This is a genomic window from Marinomonas dokdonensis, from assembly GCF_052747885.1.
This window is the reverse complement of sequence record NZ_JBRAND010000003.1, coordinates 591,383-606,081: the sequence shown is the minus strand read 5'-3', so window position 1 is coordinate 606,081 and position 14,699 is coordinate 591,383. Positions and strand designations below refer to the sequence as shown.

Here is a 14,699-nt window from a genome sequence, read left to right as displayed (position 1 = left end):
CCTTATGCAATATGCCGTAGAATAACGCTCTAATTTTTGGATCACAATCGAGTACACCCGATGAGTAAAACAGCGAGCGATAATCACACGCCAATGATGCGTCAATATTTTGGCCTAAAGTCTCAACACCCCAATCAGTTACTGTTTTATCGCATGGGGGACTTTTATGAAATATTCTACGACGATGCCAAACGCGCTTCGCAATTACTCGATATCACTTTAACTTCTCGAGGCCATTCTGGCGGCCAGCCCATTCCAATGGCTGGCATTCCTTTTCATGCGGCCGAAAACTACATAGCGCGCTTAGTCAGAATGGGCGAGTCCGTGGTCGTGGCAGAGCAAGTTGGCGACCCTGCTACCAGCAAGGGTCCTGTAGAAAGACAAATTGCTCGCATCGTGACCCCCGGCACAATTAGTGATGAAGCCTTTCTTGAAGAAAAGCGTGAAAACTTGCTGCTGTCTTTAGCCCACCAATCACGCAAGGGGTTGGACGTGTTTGGCTTTTCTTATCTAGACATGGCCAGTGGCCGTTTTTGTGTGTTTGAAGTGGATGGTCATGAAGCGTTAAACAGCGAATTACAGCGTTTATCCCCTAGGGAAATTCTCATTTCTGAAGACTTCCCAGCAAAAGACACCCTTAAACTGGAGAAAGGCATTGCTGAACTTGGCCCTTGGCATTTTGACTATGAGTCCAGCTATCGCCAACTAATCCAGCAATTTAATACTAAGGACTTATCTGGCTTTGGCTGTGAAGCTCTGACCGCAGCCATTGCCTCGGCTGGCGCCTTGCTACAGTACGCAAAAGATACCCAGCGCTCAGCCTTGCCGCACATTCTTTCCATTACCGTTGAGCACAAGGACGATTCGGTTTTAATTGATGGGGCCACCCGTCGTAATTTAGAAATCGACATTAACCTCACCGGTGGCACCAGTAATACCCTAGTCAGTGTGTTAGATGAATGCTCCACACCAATGGGCAGCCGCTTGCTCAAGCGCTGGTTGCATACGCCCATTCGCGACATCGAAGAAATTCAGGCTCGTCAGCAAGTGGTCGCAGAATGCCAACAAGGTCTGTTCTACCAAAGTTTGCACGAACCTCTAAAGAAAATCGGCGATCTTGAGCGTATTTTATCCCGAGTAGCTTTACGCTCTGCTCGCCCACGAGACTTGTTACGCCTGCGCTTCGCCCTAGAAGCAGTTCCGGTTATTAAGCAGCTTCTCGATCAAGGCACAGCACCGCGCTTAGCCGCTCTTAATGAACGCATCATAGCCCAGCCCAATATTACCGACACACTGACCTCAGCCTTAGTAGAAAATCCGCCTTCTGTCGTAAGAGACGGTGGTATCTTTGATAAGGGCTACGACGATGAGCTAGACGAGCTGTTAAGCCTTTCTACCAATGCCACAGACTATTTGGCAGAAATGGAACGCAGTGAAAAAGAACGCACTGGTATTAGTTCTCTAAAAGTCGGCTTTAATCGGGTTCATGGCTACTATATTGAAATCAGTCGTTTGCATTCCGACCAAGCGCCAGTGGAATACATTCGCCGCCAGACGCTGAAAAATGCCGAGCGTTTTATTACGCCAGAGTTAAAAGCCTTTGAAGACAAAGCGTTAAGCGCTAAGTCCAAAGCCTTAGCCCGAGAAAAACAACTCTACGAAGAGTTACTGGACGCACTTAATGAAATTCTTGGAGAGTTACAAACCACCAGCCAAGCCCTGTCTCAGCTGGATGTTTTAAATACATTTGCCGAGCGTGCCGACACACTGAACTTCACCTGTCCAGAACTACACCAGCGCGGTGGTATTAGCATTACTGGTGGTCGTCACCCTGTGGTTGAGTCGGTCATTTCCGACCCTTTCGTACCCAACGATTTGGAACTTAACGAACAGCGTTCGTTGCTCATGATCACAGGTCCAAACATGGGCGGTAAATCCACCTATATGCGACAGATCGCACTCATCACCTTGCTGGCACACAGTGGTTGTTTTGTTCCCGCACAAGCAGCATCCATTTCCGTGGTTGATCGTATCTTTACACGTATGGGCTCTTCTGATGATTTGGCTGGCGGTCGCTCTACCTTCATGGTGGAAATGACGGAAACGGCCAACATACTCAATAATGCCAGTAAAAACAGTCTGGTATTAATGGATGAAGTCGGCCGCGGCACCAGCACTTTTGACGGTTTATCTTTAGCTTGGGCGGCAGTGGAATATTTGGCCAACAACTTACAATGCTATGTGTTGTTTGCGACCCACTATTTCGAACTCACAGGTTTGGCAGAACAGCTCGAAAACGCTGAAAACGTACACCTAACCGCCACCGAGTACGAAGACGAAATTGTCTTTTTGCATAAAGTGCATGCCGGCCCAGCTAGCCAGTCCTATGGATTACAAGTGGCGCAATTAGCTGGGGTGCCGAAAAACGTAATTACTCATGCTAAGCAAAAGCTTAAAGAGTTGGAAGTGGGTACTGGGGTTTCACAAAGCCCAGTGAGCGCACCGGCTAATCATGACAAAAAAGACTTAAAACAAGCACCACAGCAAGCAGACTTGTTTGCGCAAGCGGAACAAAACTCTTTGAGACTCGCTTTAGAGGCCCTAGATCTAAATAATATGACTCCGCTGCAAGCGATTAATGCGCTACATGAGATTAAGTCTCAACTGTAAGGAATTTTGGGTGCTCTGGCATAAGCTAATAGCAGATAAATTTAGTCGATTGGCGAATGTTACTTGCTGACGAATGGGCATGGCTCTAAAATAACGTCAATTAATTTTATACTTTGTAAGGAGAAGTCGAATGGCTTTCATCGTTACCGATAACTGCATTCGCTGTAAATACACTGATTGCGTAGAAGTTTGCCCAGTAGACTGTTTCTATGAAGGCCCTAACTTTCTAGCGATCAATCCAGATGAGTGTATTGATTGCGCACTGTGTGAACCAGAGTGTCCTGCAAACGCTATTTTCTCTGAAGATGAGCTACCAGAAGATCAAGAGATTTTCGTTGAGTTGAACCAAGACTTAGCCTTGATCTGGCCAAACATCACAGAGAAGAAAGACGCTCTTGCTGATGCGGCAGAATGGGATGGTGTGGAAGACAAGCTTGAGCACCTAGAGCGCTAAACGCACCCTTCACAACTCTTCTAAAAAGCAACTTCTAGTAAGTTGCTTTTTTTTGCTTCCTATCTCATAAATTTTAGGCGAAAAAAAAGAGCGACTAAACGCTCTTATTCTTGCCCACATCCTGTTAAGCAACTCATCCAATGAGTGAACCTTCCATGAGTGCTTCATCCTGAAGTCTTCGTCATCCTGTTTAATAGTTCGATCCCTTCAAACTATTGCAGATCCTTCTGCTACATCCTTTTAAATATCTTATCCTGACGGAACCATACTGCCATCAATGGCTGTTTGTAGGTTTTACTGAAGCATTTCCCTGTGCCTCATTAAGATGGTTCTAATTTAACAGAAAATAATTCCTACGCAACTTTTCACAAAAAAACCAAAAGCAATAAAAACTACATAAAATTCAATGGCTTAATCGATAATTACAACATGGAAAGTCAGTTAGCCACAGTACTCAAAGGCATTTCCTACAGCCTCGTAGGAATCCACCTACACAGCTCACCGCAAATACTTCAAATAACTCACAATGGCTAGAAGCAAGCGACCACATCATCCGCCCATTGCACCGCTTCGATGTAGGTTTCACTAAGAATTTCAGCGTCCTCATCCATTACGCCGTGGCCCAGAGTTGCGTAATTTTCGATATGCGCTAATGTCCCTCCGACTCGCCCTGTTCGATGGACGATGGCAGAGATATATTCACTGGGTAAAGGCAGCTCCTCTAAGATATCTTCCAGCGTCATTCCAAGACAGGCATCTATCATAGATAACATGCCCGCGAGAAAGAATTTGTCTTCATTCCCATAACCACAACGCTCGGCAAACAGCTCCATATGTTTTGCTCGTACCATGGTTTGTTCGAGCAAAACGGGTCGGTCGCCGACCATTTCAGACATCAATAACATATTGGTAATGGCTTTGAGTCGGTCGGCACCAATTAACATAATAGCCAGTCGAACGGAGTCGATCGTCGCCACCAAGCCGGTAACAGGTGAGTTCAGATAACGCAGCAACTTATGCACTAACATGGCATCTTGGCTGACAATCCTTTCAAGCTCATCAATGCTCAAGCTAGCGCTTTGCATTAAAGACGCCATGAGTTGCAGCAAGGTGGTGTGATTGACCTTAGAGCTTTTGCTCGCCAGCACTTCTGGCTTTTCAAAAAAATAGCCCTGAAACAGGGTCACATCCAACACACGACAAAACTGGTATTCATCCCAAGTTTCCACTTTTTCAGCAATGATTTTTGCCGCAAAACCACGCAGAGACTCCACTTGTTGATGTATCCCTTCTTGGCCCAAAGCACGCATATCCAGCTTAATAAATTCAGCCAACTGTACAAAAGGCACCAGCTTACTTTCGAACACAAAACCACTTAACGCAATCCGATAACCCGCTGCAGACCAGCGTCTTAAAGCGGCCAATAAAATAGGATCAAATTGCGCATCGGCCAACACCTCAATAACCACGTTGTCTTTGTCAAAAGGAATACCAGCAGGTTCGAGCAAATATGCCCGAGGAAGTTTAATAAAGGCCAAGTTCGCCCCAACCAAATTGCCTAATCCCACCCCGAACAAGGCCGCCGACATAACCTGAGAGGTAGCGCTCACATCATCAATAATATCTGCACTCAATGAGTTGACTGTTTTTCGATACAGCAATTCATAGCCCATTACGGCCAAGCGGCTATCAACAATTGGCTGGCGAGCTAACGCCATAGAGGTATATGAGGCATTACTTGAGGTTATGGTCATGTCTATTTCACTTTTAAAATGTGATTTTTGTAATTGTGGCCCATTGTGATCAAATTGCCATTGGGCAGAGGCCTTAAACTTGGTAACATGCTTCCTCTATATAAAGCAAAAATAATTTGTGGGGAAACCGATGCCAGACTACCGCTCCAAGACTACAACTTCAGGCCGTAACATGGCCGGCGCTCGCGCTCTATGGCGTGCGACCGGTATGAAAGACGATGACTTTCATAAACCTATTATTGCAGTCGCAAACTCTTTTACGCAATTTGTCCCAGGTCATGTACACCTTAAAGATCTTGGTCAGTTAGTTTGCCGTGAAATTGAGAAGTCCGGTGGTGTGGCAAAAGAATTCAACACAATTGCTGTGGACGATGGTATTGCAATGGGCCACGACGGCATGCTGTACAGCTTGCCATCTCGTGATCTGATCGCAGACTCTGTTGAATACATGGTAAATGCTCACTGTGCCGATGCACTGGTTTGTATTTCCAACTGTGACAAGATCACTCCAGGAATGTTGATGGCGGCTATGCGCCTAAATATCCCGGTTATCTTCGTTTCTGGTGGACCTATGGAAGCGGGTAAAACCAAGCTTTCGGAAAACAAGCTAGACCTAGTTGATGCCATGGTCATCGCTGCCGACCCAACCGCTTCCGATGAAAAAGTTGCTGAATACGAGCGCTCTGCCTGCCCAACTTGTGGCTCTTGTTCTGGCATGTTCACAGCCAACTCTATGAACTGTCTAACCGAAGCACTCGGTTTAAGTTTGCCGGGGAACGGTACGACTCTAGCGACGCACTCTGACCGTCACCGTTTATTCCTAGAAGCTGGTCAGCGCATTGTTGATATTACGAAACGCTTCTATGATCAAAACGAGCCTCAGTGGGCGCCACGCGCCATTGCGTCTTTTGAAGCTTTTGAAAATGCGATGACACTCGACATCGCTATGGGTGGTTCAACGAATACCATTCTGCACTTATTGGCCATTGCCCGTGAAGCAGGTGTTGATTTCACCTTGAATGACATCGACCGCCTGTCTCGCAAAGTGCCTCAGCTATGTAAGGTTGCTCCTAACTCACCTAAATACCATATTGAAGATGTGCACCGTGCTGGTGGTATCTTCGGTCTATTAGGAGAACTTGATCGTGCTGGCTTGTTACACAACCAAGTGCACACCATCCACTCTCAAACAATGGAAGAAGCCTTAGAAACTTGGGACATCATGCGTTCACCAACGCCTGAAGTGATCGAGTTTTATAAAGCTGGCCCTGCGGGCATTCCAACCCAAACCGCCTTTAGTCAGTCAACTCGCTGGCCTTCTCTAGATGGGGATCGCGCCGAAGGCTGTTTCCGTTCTATTGAAAACGCTTTCTCGCTGGAAGGCGGCCTAGCAGTTCTGTACGGCAACATTGCCCTAGATGGCTGTGTGGTGAAAAGTGCCGGTGTTGATGAGTCTTGCCTAGTTTTTGAAGGTCCTGCACACATTACCGAATCTCAAGATGAAGCGGTATCTAATATCCTTGAAGACAAGGTGGTTGCTGGTGATGTCGTGATCGTTCGCTACGAAGGGCCGAAAGGCGGACCGGGTATGCAAGAAATGCTCTACCCAACCTCTTACATTAAGTCTAAAGGCTTAGGCAAAGCCTGTGCGCTGTTAACCGACGGACGCTTCTCTGGTGGTACATCTGGTCTGTCGATCGGCCACGTTTCTCCAGAAGCTGGCGCCGGTGGCGCCATTGGTTTGGTTGAAAATGGAGACATCATTCGTATCGATATTCCTAACCGTACCATCGATGTGTTGCTAAGCGATGAAGAGCTTGCTACTCGTCGTGCCGCGATGGAAGCGAAAGGTCGTGATGCTTGGAAACCTGAAAAAGAACGTCCACGTAAAGTATCGCCAGCACTTAAAGTGTACGCACACTTTGCGACCAGTGCCGATAAGGGCGCGGTTCGTGATTTAGATCAATTGGATTAATTCCAAAAAGTAACAAGATATTTTACAGTACCGCAAAAGGTCGCATGTTTCATTGCGACCTTTTTCATTCATTACAGGACACAACATGCTTAGCTATCGGCACATTTATCATGCGGGCAATCACGCAGATATTTTAAAACATTTAATCGTCAGCCAAATCTGTCGTCATCTGGTTAAGAAAGAAGCGCCTTTCTTCTATCTAGATACTCATGCAGGAATCGGCCAATATGCGTTGGATTCGGAGCAAGCTCAAAAAAACAAAGAGTTTCAATCTGGCATTTCACGACTATTAGATGAAGACAACTTGCCGGAGCCGATCGATGAGTTTTTAGACATAGTTAGGGAAATGAACCCAGATGGTACATTGCAGCTTTATCCGGGTAGCCCTAAAATTGTTGACTATTATTTACGCAAAAAAGACAAATTACACCTTTGTGAACTACACCCTAATGATTATCCTTTGTTAGCGGCTTTGTTCCCGAATAAGCGTAAAGCGAACGTCGTCAAAGACAATGGTTTTACGGCGGTAAAAGCCATGCTGCCACCACCACAGAAGCGTGGCTTTACCTTGATGGACCCACCTTATGAGGTTAAGAAAGACTACCAATATGTGGTGCAAGCCTTAAAAGATGGGCATCAACGCTTCCCTCAAGGCACTTATGCCATCTGGTACCCAGTATTGGGCCGTAAACAAGCTGACGACTTGATTCGCGATGTCAAAAATACCCAGATCCGCAATGTTCTGCTGGTGGAGCTTTGCATCCGAGATACCGAGAAAGAAAGAGGCATGGCCGGCAGCGGTATGATTATCGTCAATCCGCCTTGGACTCTGGAAAAAGAAAGTAACGAATGTTTGCCTGTCTTAAAAAACATTCTGGCCGAAGACAAGCATGCTAGCCATCAAATACGTTGGATCACGCCAGAGTAAGTAAACGCACAAAGGAGCGTACCCATGGAAAATTATTTCGAATTGGCGTTTCAAAATATGCCTACCCCTGCCTTCATTATTGAGCGCAGTACAGGTCAAATTCGTGCATTCAATCGTAATTTTGCGCTTATTTTTGAAAATCGTAATACCGCTCCGGGTAACGACTGGCAAACCCTTAGTGGGGATGACACGCCATGGTCCACATTAAGCCAAAAAATAGCAGACGGTTCGCTTCACCGCTGTGAATGTAATGTTCGAGTGGGTGATAAAACAGTTCACATGCAACTGACCTTTCAACTGCAAGGTGACAGCATTCTAAGCTGTGTCTATAACTCTGATCACATGGATTTAGCAGCCGCGGAAAACACATTACTGCAATTTGCCTTGTCAGAATCCTCCGCTGGCCTTTGGATCTGGGAAACGGACTCTGACCTCACGGCTTGCTCTGAATCCATTGCCTTGTTGCTCGGTTGCCCACAAGACCAAACACCACGCTCAACAGTAGAATGGCACAAGCTGGTTCATCCTGATGATGTTAGCCGTTTAGCCAAAATTGTGAATCAGCATGTGGCAGAAAATAAAGATTACTATGAAGTGGAATACCGCATCCGCCGTAGCAATCAAGAATATCTGTGGGTCAAAGAGCGTGGCCGTACTTATACTCGCTCCACAGAGGGCGATATTAAAAAGATCATCGGCTTTGTGGTGGACATTAGCCACCAGAAAGAACTAGAAGAGCATCTGCGCAATCAAGCCACCTTTGACGAGCTAACAGGCCTACTGACTCGTGCAGCCGCCCTCACCCATTTCAAAAAACAATTAGGGTTGGCAAAACGCCAATACACCCCTTTGAGTATGGCAAAGATCCATCTGGACGCGAACCAGCGCTTATCCGCTTTACCTCTAGAAGAACGCAACATCGCTATCTTAACCTCTGCTCGACACATCTATAAAAAGATTCGTGAAGCCGACGTATTAGCCCGAGTGGAAGCCGACAAGCTGTTACTACTCTTGCCAAACACCAGCATTAAAGACGCTCAAAAACTGCTAATGAACATCATAGTGCCCACTGCAGATGAGTGCTCTACGCTGTTTGAAGGCAATGCCGATCCGGCAGATTTCTGCGTGGGTTTAGCCACCTTCCCAGAAGATGGGGAAACCATTGATGAACTTGCCCAAAGTGCTAATCAGGCGGTAGAAGAAGGCCAGTCCAAACAGCAAAAAATTGTGGTGAACTAACCTATAAAAAAGCTACCCGCGAAAACCAATTCGTGGGTAGCTTTTCTGTCTCGCATCTTTAAGACTTAATCCCCTTGCAGGGTCAAAACTAGGCGGCGCTTGCCACCATAGTCCCTGTGTTCTCCTAAATAAATGCCTTGCCATGTGCCTAAATACAACTGCCCATTACGCACTGGAATCGTTAGGGACGAACCCAACATGCTGGCCTTGATATGGGCTGGCATGTCATCACTACCTTCGTAAATATGCTCATAATAAGGCTGATTCTCTGGCACCATGTGATGAAAATGGCGTTCCATATCTCGGCGCACCGAAGGGTCGGCATTTTCATTAATGGTCAGTGACGCGGAAGTATGTAAGATTTGCACATGCAACAGACCCACTGACACAGGTGTGAGCGACGCTAACGCTTGCTCAACTCGATCGGTAATCAAATGAAAGCCTCGCGACTTAGCAGGCAAACTTAGCTCTGTCTGTTGCCACATACTAAATTAGGCTCCGCTGCTTCTTTGATACACAGAGAAACGGTAGTCATAAGGGTTTGGACCTTCTGCCTCAAACGACTCTTCTGCAAGTAGAGTGAAAGAAGGCCAGTCAACTTGAGGAAAAAACGCATCCCCTTGGACTTCAGCATCCACATGGGTAATGTATAAACGGTCTGCTTTTTCTAGCGCTAATTGATAAATTTGCGCACCGCCAATGACCATTACTTCTTCTTGGCCATTCACCAAACAGATGTCTTCACCTAGAGAAATGGCCGCTTCTAAGGAGCTCACTACATCCACTCCTTCCGCGCTGTAATTCGCATCACGAGAAATGACAATATTACGACGGCCCGGTAGTGGCTTTCCGATGGACTCAAAGGTTTTTCGCCCCATAACAATAGGCTTACCCATGGTGGCTTGCTTGAAGTATTTAAGATCATTTGGCAGATGCCAAGGTAAAGCGTTATTAATACCAATAGTGTGATTGGTCGACATGGCGACGATAAGAGATAGCATAAAATGACCTTATATTTGATACAATCAGCGATATTATACCGATAGCTATGCAGATTGCATTGGTTGAGCCATGCACAAGTCTGCCAATAAAGAGTCCAACTGTCCTATGAATCAATATCTAGCACTGTGTGAACGCATCGTAAACGAAGGGGTGTGGGTAAATAACGAACGTACTGGAAAACGCTGTTTAACCGTTATCAATGCGGACTTGACCTATGACGTGGCCAAAGGTGAATTCCCGCTAGTTACGACACGTAAAAGTTACTATAAGTCCGCCATTGCTGAAATTATTGGTTACTTACGTGGTTATGATAATGCCGCAGATTTTCGCGCCCTAGGCACCAAAACATGGGACGCCAATGCCAACCAAAATGAGGTCTGGCTCAACAACCCTTATCGTAAGGGCGAAGACGACATGGGCCTTTGTTATGGGGCCATTGGACGTAATTTCCCTAAACCAGACGGCGGCCACCTAGACCTGCTGAAACAAATCATTGATGATTTAAGTAAGGGTGTGGATAACCGTGGGGAAATCCTAACCTTTTATCACCCTGGGGCTTTTCACATGGCTTGCCTACGCCCTTGTATGTACAGTCACCATTTCTCTCTATTGGGAGATACTCTTTACTTAAACAGCACCCAGCGCAGCTGTGATGTACCACTAGGGCTAAACTTTAATATGGTACAGGTTTACGTGTTGCTGGCGATTGTGGCGCAAATTACGGGCAACAAACCGGGCCAAGCCTTCCATAAAATCGTCAATGCACACATCTATGAAGATCAACTTGAGCTCATGCGCGATGTGCAAATGAAACGCGAGCCTTACCCACTGCCTAAGCTAAAAATTAACCCAGACATTAAAAGCTTAAAAGACGTGGAAACCTGGGTCACCATGGATGACTTTGAGATCGAAGATTACCAGCACCATGAGGCCATCGCCTACCCTTTCTCTGTTTAAAGGCTTTCGGCCACACGGAAAAATTAATGGCCTACTTGTCTACACAAATAGGCCATTTTACTATCAAAATTTCAGTCTCGAAGCCATATCTGCCAATCTAATCGCGGCCTCTAGACAGTCAATAACGGGGATACCATGTTTTTGCGTTAGGCGTTTTCCCTGACCAGTCAGTCCACCAGAACCAAGAATAATCACCTTTGCCCCATCAATATTACGAGCATTGATGATGGTTTCATCTAGGCGCTGTAATGCATCTGGATCACCCGCGGCAGCATTGGCGACGCCAATACCTGCCGCTCGGACTGTACATTGCGAACTAGCCCCCAGCTCTTCCACCAAGGACTTAATGCCCGGCACCATAGCCTCAACCGTTGTCACAATGGTAAATTTTGACTCATATAAACGAGCAATAGTTATAGAGGCTTCCACCGTATCAACCACAGGTACATTTAAAAAACGTCTAGCCGCTTTCACTGCTATATCATCAAAACATGCCATGACATAGCCATCATAACCCTGATGTTGAGACAGTAAATCAAGGGCTAAAGGTTCAGCGATTTTTCTATGAGCTAACGTTTCAATAGAGTGTGGGCTGTTCTCTGGGTGCAAAACTAAAGCTTGGCAGTCTTGGCCAAGTATTGAGTCTGCTGTGAGCTGAGTTTTTTCCGTAACCTCTTGGTTGCTATTAGGGTTAATAATTAACAGCCGACGTTGTGTAGATTCTGGTGCTACTGCTAAATCCATCTCAAGCCCCTAAAGATAACGTTGGTAGGTATAACGCTAATTGCGGCAACAATATGAGTAGACCCGCAAACATGAGCATAATGAGCACAAAGGGCATAGCACCTCTCACCACATCGTTAAAATCCCCTCCTTTACGTACTCCTTGCACGACAAAGAGGTTCATTCCTACTGGCGGCGTAATCAAACCGATCTCACACATCACTACGATAAAGACACCAAACCAAACAGGGTCTATTCCCAATACCGTGACCATAGGGATGGCAATAGGGACAGTCAGAACCAACATAGACATGGCATCCATGAACATGCCAAGTAGCACATAAAATACCACCAGCAACAGTAATAATGAGGTGGCGCTTAGACCAAGTTCAGTAATCCACTTTGTTATGGCTTGAGTGCCGCCTGTTAGCGACAAGGTGACATTCAGCAATAAAGCACAAACAATCACTAAGATAACCATACCGCTGGTACGGGCAGATTGAATAAAGCAATTTTCTAGTAGCTGCCAATTTAGTTTGCCACTTCGCCACACAAAGAAGAAGGCGACAACAACCCCTAAAGCAGCACTTTCGGTTGGTGTTGCCCAACCGCCATAAATGGCGCCCATAACGATACCGAAGATCACACCTGGTGGTACCAGATGCTTTAATAATCGACGTTTTTCAGCAAACGAGACGGTAAGCACGGCATCATTTCGTCCTGCATTTGGGTAGCGCAACGCTACGTACAACATAAATAATAGGGTCAGAATAAGTCCCGGAATGACTCCGGCTAGAAACAACTGACCAACAGAAACATTGGCTAAAGATCCGTATACCAGCAGATTTACCGAAGGTGGAATTAGAATGCCTAACGTGCCGCCCGCGGCTAAGGTTCCGAGCGAAGGTTGCACCGGATATTGTTTTTCTTCCAATGCTGGTAAGGCAATCGTCCCCACAGTTGCTGCCGTGGCTACAGACGAACCTGAGGTAGCAGAAAATAGCGCACAGGTCGCAATATTTGAATGCAGCAAGCCTCCTGGAAGCCTCCCTAACCAAACAGCTAGGGCATCAAACATTTTGTCGGCGATTCCCCCACGCAGAAGCAATTCTCCCAACAGCATAAACAAAGGAATTGCGGTCATGACAGGGTTATTTAGCGTCCCCCAGATAACGCCCCCCATGGTTTCCACCAATGGCATACCATAAGCTAGGTATCCGCCCACACCGCCTACGGCTAGAATTGCCACCGCAACCGGTATAGAAAGAAAAATCAACAACAGCATTATTAGAAAGCCACATAAGATAACTAGCATGCTCATTTTCTTAACTCCAAATCCGTTAATTCAGTGGCTAACTCATCCTCAATCGCATCTGGTCCATACTCGGATACCACCCGATCCAGATTCCTGTTTGCGAGCAAGAAAAGTAATCGGATAACCAGAAAATTTGTGGCGCCACAGAAAATCAGCATACTTATGAGCCAAATCGATTGCGGCCAAATTAATGGTGTCATCCAAGGAGTTTGAGCAATGGAACCAAATAAGCTGGTTTCGTCTAGGGTGCGGTAAGTAAAAATCGCAAGATAGATGGCTAGGATATTGAGCAACAGAATAGATAAAATATTGAGCGCAATTTTAAGCCCACGAGGTAGACGTATGTAGAACAAGTTCACTCGAATATGGCTTTGCTCTATCGCAGCAATCGCAAAACATAACGGCGCTCCAATCGCAATCGCATAACCCGAAAGCTCATCTACCCCAGCCAATGAATGGTTAAAGACTTTGCGAAGCAAAGTCTCCACCGCAATAACAACACATAATATTGTCATCATTAGACCAAAGGCTAGAGCACACAAGCGTGAGTAGCGCTTCATCCTATTCTCCTACTTATAAGCCTAACGACTGGCCAACACTAGACATCCACTTTTCTTCACAATCTGAATGCACTGCATTACATTGCTTAGTCCAAACAGGTAAAGAGCTTTCGACTAGCGCTTGCTCTACAGCTTTTAGATCTGTTTCAGCAACGGCTGCAGCTTTTAGTTTATAAGGTTTGCCATAGACGCAAGGTGATTGGCCCGTATTACAGTTCATTGCATCTTGATATAGCTCTTCGGAGTATTCCCAGATATTGCTTTCTAGGGTCGACATAGCGGTCTGCAACTTGGTTTGTTGATCACCAGAGAGTTTATTCCAGCTATCTAGATTAATGGCATAACCATTAATCGCCAATTGCAAGGCGATTGGCAAGACAGTGGTTGTTACTTCCGGCCAACCGGCAGAGTTAGCAGAAGAAGGGCCGGTAATGGCACAATCTACAACGCCTCGTGAAAGAGAGGGTTGAACTTCGCCAAATGGCATTGGGACACCTGTTGCCCCGAACTGAGCAACAAACGCCGCCGCAGACTGATCACCCACCCTAACTTTTAAGCCTTTCAAATCAGCTAGACTTTCGATTTCCGGCTTGCAAAAGACCACTTGAGGACCTGCTGGCCAAACGCCCAATACTTTTGCATTGAAGCGCTTTTGCACAGCACCATCAACAACGGGTAAGAACGCTTGCGTATGCTGCTTGCCAGCCTTGTAGGTTGGGTTCAAACCGACTAGATCCAAACCTAGCATAGTAGGTTCGTCACGACTTACTTGAGGCCCTCGAAACGAGACAATATCAAATAGCCCAGTTCGTACGACACGAATACCATCGTTATCAGGTATACCCGCAACATCAACGGGCAAATAATCAAATTTAACGCCCATATCTAATTCTGAAGATAGCGCTTCAAAAAATGGTTGTTCTTTTTGCTGCTGAATAAGTCCTGAGCTGACAGGCTGCCCTAAAACACGAAACGATATCTCTTCAGCAATAGCCGAGCCTGTGAATAATGCAACTGTGGTGATTGCGAAAATGCTTTTTCTCATCTTATTACCCTCTCAATTAATCGGATCAAATCAATACGTTCATTTAACATACAATCGATTAAAACAGATTTTCATGA

The 14,699-nt window shown here is 46.0% G+C and carries 13 protein-coding genes; 6 read left to right on the top strand and 7 right to left on the bottom strand.

All coding sequences use genetic code 11. From position 1 onward, the window contains the following. The first annotated feature begins 60 nt into the window (after nt 1-60). Together mutS and fdxA are read left to right on the top strand one after the other, a co-directional pair. Entirely contained in the window at nt 61-2,670 is a 2,610-nt protein-coding gene (gene mutS / locus ACUM5Y_RS10690) for a DNA mismatch repair protein MutS (RefSeq protein ID WP_445976857.1), read from the top strand. Nucleotides 2,671-2,800: 130 nt separating this feature from the next. Next, nucleotides 2,801-3,124, top strand: coding sequence for a ferredoxin FdxA (fdxA, locus tag ACUM5Y_RS10685; RefSeq protein WP_445976856.1), 324 nt, complete (start codon nt 2,801-2,803; stop codon nt 3,122-3,124). Nucleotides 3,125-3,654: 530 nt separating this feature from the next. Here the strand turns inward: fdxA and ACUM5Y_RS10680 are convergent. Next, nucleotides 3,655-4,878, bottom strand: a complete 1,224-nt coding sequence (locus ACUM5Y_RS10680; RefSeq protein WP_445976855.1) for an EAL and HDOD domain-containing protein — start codon at nt 4,876-4,878, stop codon at nt 3,655-3,657. A gap of 130 nt (nt 4,879-5,008) precedes the next feature. Between ACUM5Y_RS10680 and ilvD the strand changes: the two genes are divergently transcribed. The 3 genes from ilvD to ACUM5Y_RS10665 all read left to right on the top strand — a co-directional run bounded on the left by ilvD (nt 5,009) and on the right by ACUM5Y_RS10665 (nt 9,020). Beyond that, complete coding sequence (gene ilvD, locus ACUM5Y_RS10675) at nt 5,009-6,853, top strand: dihydroxy-acid dehydratase (RefSeq protein WP_445976854.1); 1,845 nt, start codon at nt 5,009-5,011, stop codon at nt 6,851-6,853. 85 nt (nt 6,854-6,938) lie between these two features. Then, nucleotides 6,939-7,781 carry a 23S rRNA (adenine(2030)-N(6))-methyltransferase RlmJ gene (locus ACUM5Y_RS10670; protein ID WP_445976853.1) on the top strand — a complete coding sequence of 281 codons (843 nt, stop codon included), beginning with the start codon at nt 6,939-6,941 and terminating at the stop codon, nt 7,779-7,781. Between the two features lie 24 nt (nt 7,782-7,805). Further along, entirely contained in the window at nt 7,806-9,020 is a 1,215-nt protein-coding gene (locus ACUM5Y_RS10665) for a sensor domain-containing diguanylate cyclase (RefSeq protein ID WP_445976852.1), read from the top strand. A gap of 65 nt (nt 9,021-9,085) precedes the next feature. Here the strand turns inward: ACUM5Y_RS10665 and ACUM5Y_RS10660 are convergent, their stop codons facing one another. Beyond that, on the bottom strand, nt 9,086-9,505 hold the full coding sequence (locus tag ACUM5Y_RS10660; RefSeq protein WP_445976851.1) for a secondary thiamine-phosphate synthase enzyme YjbQ: 420 nt from the start codon (nt 9,503-9,505) through the stop codon (nt 9,086-9,088). A 6-nt stretch (nt 9,506-9,511) separates the two neighbouring features. Next, nucleotides 9,512-10,021: a dihydrofolate reductase gene (locus ACUM5Y_RS10655; protein WP_445976850.1), complete on the bottom strand. Its 510-nt coding sequence runs from the start codon at nt 10,019-10,021 to the stop codon at nt 9,512-9,514. A 106-nt stretch (nt 10,022-10,127) separates the two neighbouring features. Here ACUM5Y_RS10655 and ACUM5Y_RS10650 point away from each other — a divergent pair, with 106 nt between their 5' ends. Beyond that, nucleotides 10,128-10,979 carry a thymidylate synthase gene (locus ACUM5Y_RS10650; RefSeq protein WP_445976888.1) on the top strand — a complete coding sequence of 284 codons (852 nt, stop codon included), beginning with the start codon at nt 10,128-10,130 and terminating at the stop codon, nt 10,977-10,979. A gap of 63 nt (nt 10,980-11,042) precedes the next feature. Here ACUM5Y_RS10650 and ACUM5Y_RS10645 read toward each other — a convergent pair whose 3' ends face one another. From ACUM5Y_RS10645 to ACUM5Y_RS10630, 4 genes are read right to left on the bottom strand one after another with little or no spacing between them, the layout of a single operon-like run. Beyond that, entirely contained in the window at nt 11,043-11,723 is a 681-nt protein-coding gene (locus tag ACUM5Y_RS10645) for an aspartate/glutamate racemase family protein (RefSeq protein WP_445976849.1), read from the bottom strand. A 1-nt stretch (nt 11,724) separates the two neighbouring features. Further along, nucleotides 11,725-13,023 (bottom strand): TRAP transporter large permease, encoded by a 1,299-nt coding sequence (locus tag ACUM5Y_RS10640; RefSeq protein ID WP_445976848.1) that lies wholly within the window; start codon nt 13,021-13,023, stop codon nt 11,725-11,727. Next, the gene (locus ACUM5Y_RS10635; protein WP_445976847.1) at nt 13,020-13,577 is read right to left on the bottom strand and encodes a TRAP transporter small permease subunit; all 558 of its coding nucleotides are present in this window, start codon (nt 13,575-13,577) and stop codon (nt 13,020-13,022) included. The genes ACUM5Y_RS10640 and ACUM5Y_RS10635 overlap by 4 nt, the downstream gene beginning before the upstream one ends. 13 nt (nt 13,578-13,590) lie before the next feature. After that, nucleotides 13,591-14,622, bottom strand: a complete 1,032-nt coding sequence (locus ACUM5Y_RS10630) for a TRAP transporter substrate-binding protein (protein ID WP_445976846.1) — start codon at nt 14,620-14,622, stop codon at nt 13,591-13,593. Nucleotides 14,623-14,699: the final 77 nt, after the last annotated feature.

What these genes read in the sequence shown, in the direction of transcription:
- ACUM5Y_RS10665 (WP_445976852.1), top strand. Translation starts at nt 7,806, where the DNA reads ATGGAAAATTATTTCGAATTGGCGTTTCAAAATATGCCTACCCCTGCC.
- ACUM5Y_RS10660 (WP_445976851.1), bottom strand. Translation starts at nt 9,505, where the DNA reads ATGTGGCAACAGACAGAGCTAAGTTTGCCTGCTAAGTCGCGAGGCTTT.
- ACUM5Y_RS10645 (WP_445976849.1), bottom strand. Translation starts at nt 11,723, where the DNA reads ATGGATTTAGCAGTAGCACCAGAATCTACACAACGTCGGCTGTTAATT.
- ACUM5Y_RS10640 (WP_445976848.1), bottom strand. Translation starts at nt 13,023, where the DNA reads ATGAGCATGCTAGTTATCTTATGTGGCTTTCTAATAATGCTGTTGTTG.
- ACUM5Y_RS10670 (WP_445976853.1), top strand. Translation starts at nt 6,939, where the DNA reads ATGCTTAGCTATCGGCACATTTATCATGCGGGCAATCACGCAGATATT.
- ACUM5Y_RS10680 (WP_445976855.1), bottom strand. Translation starts at nt 4,878, where the DNA reads ATGACCATAACCTCAAGTAATGCCTCATATACCTCTATGGCGTTAGCT.
- mutS (WP_445976857.1), top strand. Translation starts at nt 61, where the DNA reads ATGAGTAAAACAGCGAGCGATAATCACACGCCAATGATGCGTCAATAT.
- ACUM5Y_RS10650 (WP_445976888.1), top strand. Translation starts at nt 10,128, where the DNA reads ATGAATCAATATCTAGCACTGTGTGAACGCATCGTAAACGAAGGGGTG.
- fdxA (WP_445976856.1), top strand. Translation starts at nt 2,801, where the DNA reads ATGGCTTTCATCGTTACCGATAACTGCATTCGCTGTAAATACACTGAT.
- ACUM5Y_RS10635 (WP_445976847.1), bottom strand. Translation starts at nt 13,577, where the DNA reads ATGAAGCGCTACTCACGCTTGTGTGCTCTAGCCTTTGGTCTAATGATG.
- ilvD (WP_445976854.1), top strand. Translation starts at nt 5,009, where the DNA reads ATGCCAGACTACCGCTCCAAGACTACAACTTCAGGCCGTAACATGGCC.
- ACUM5Y_RS10630 (WP_445976846.1), bottom strand. Translation starts at nt 14,622, where the DNA reads ATGAGAAAAAGCATTTTCGCAATCACCACAGTTGCATTATTCACAGGC.
- ACUM5Y_RS10655 (WP_445976850.1), bottom strand. Translation starts at nt 10,021, where the DNA reads ATGCTATCTCTTATCGTCGCCATGTCGACCAATCACACTATTGGTATT.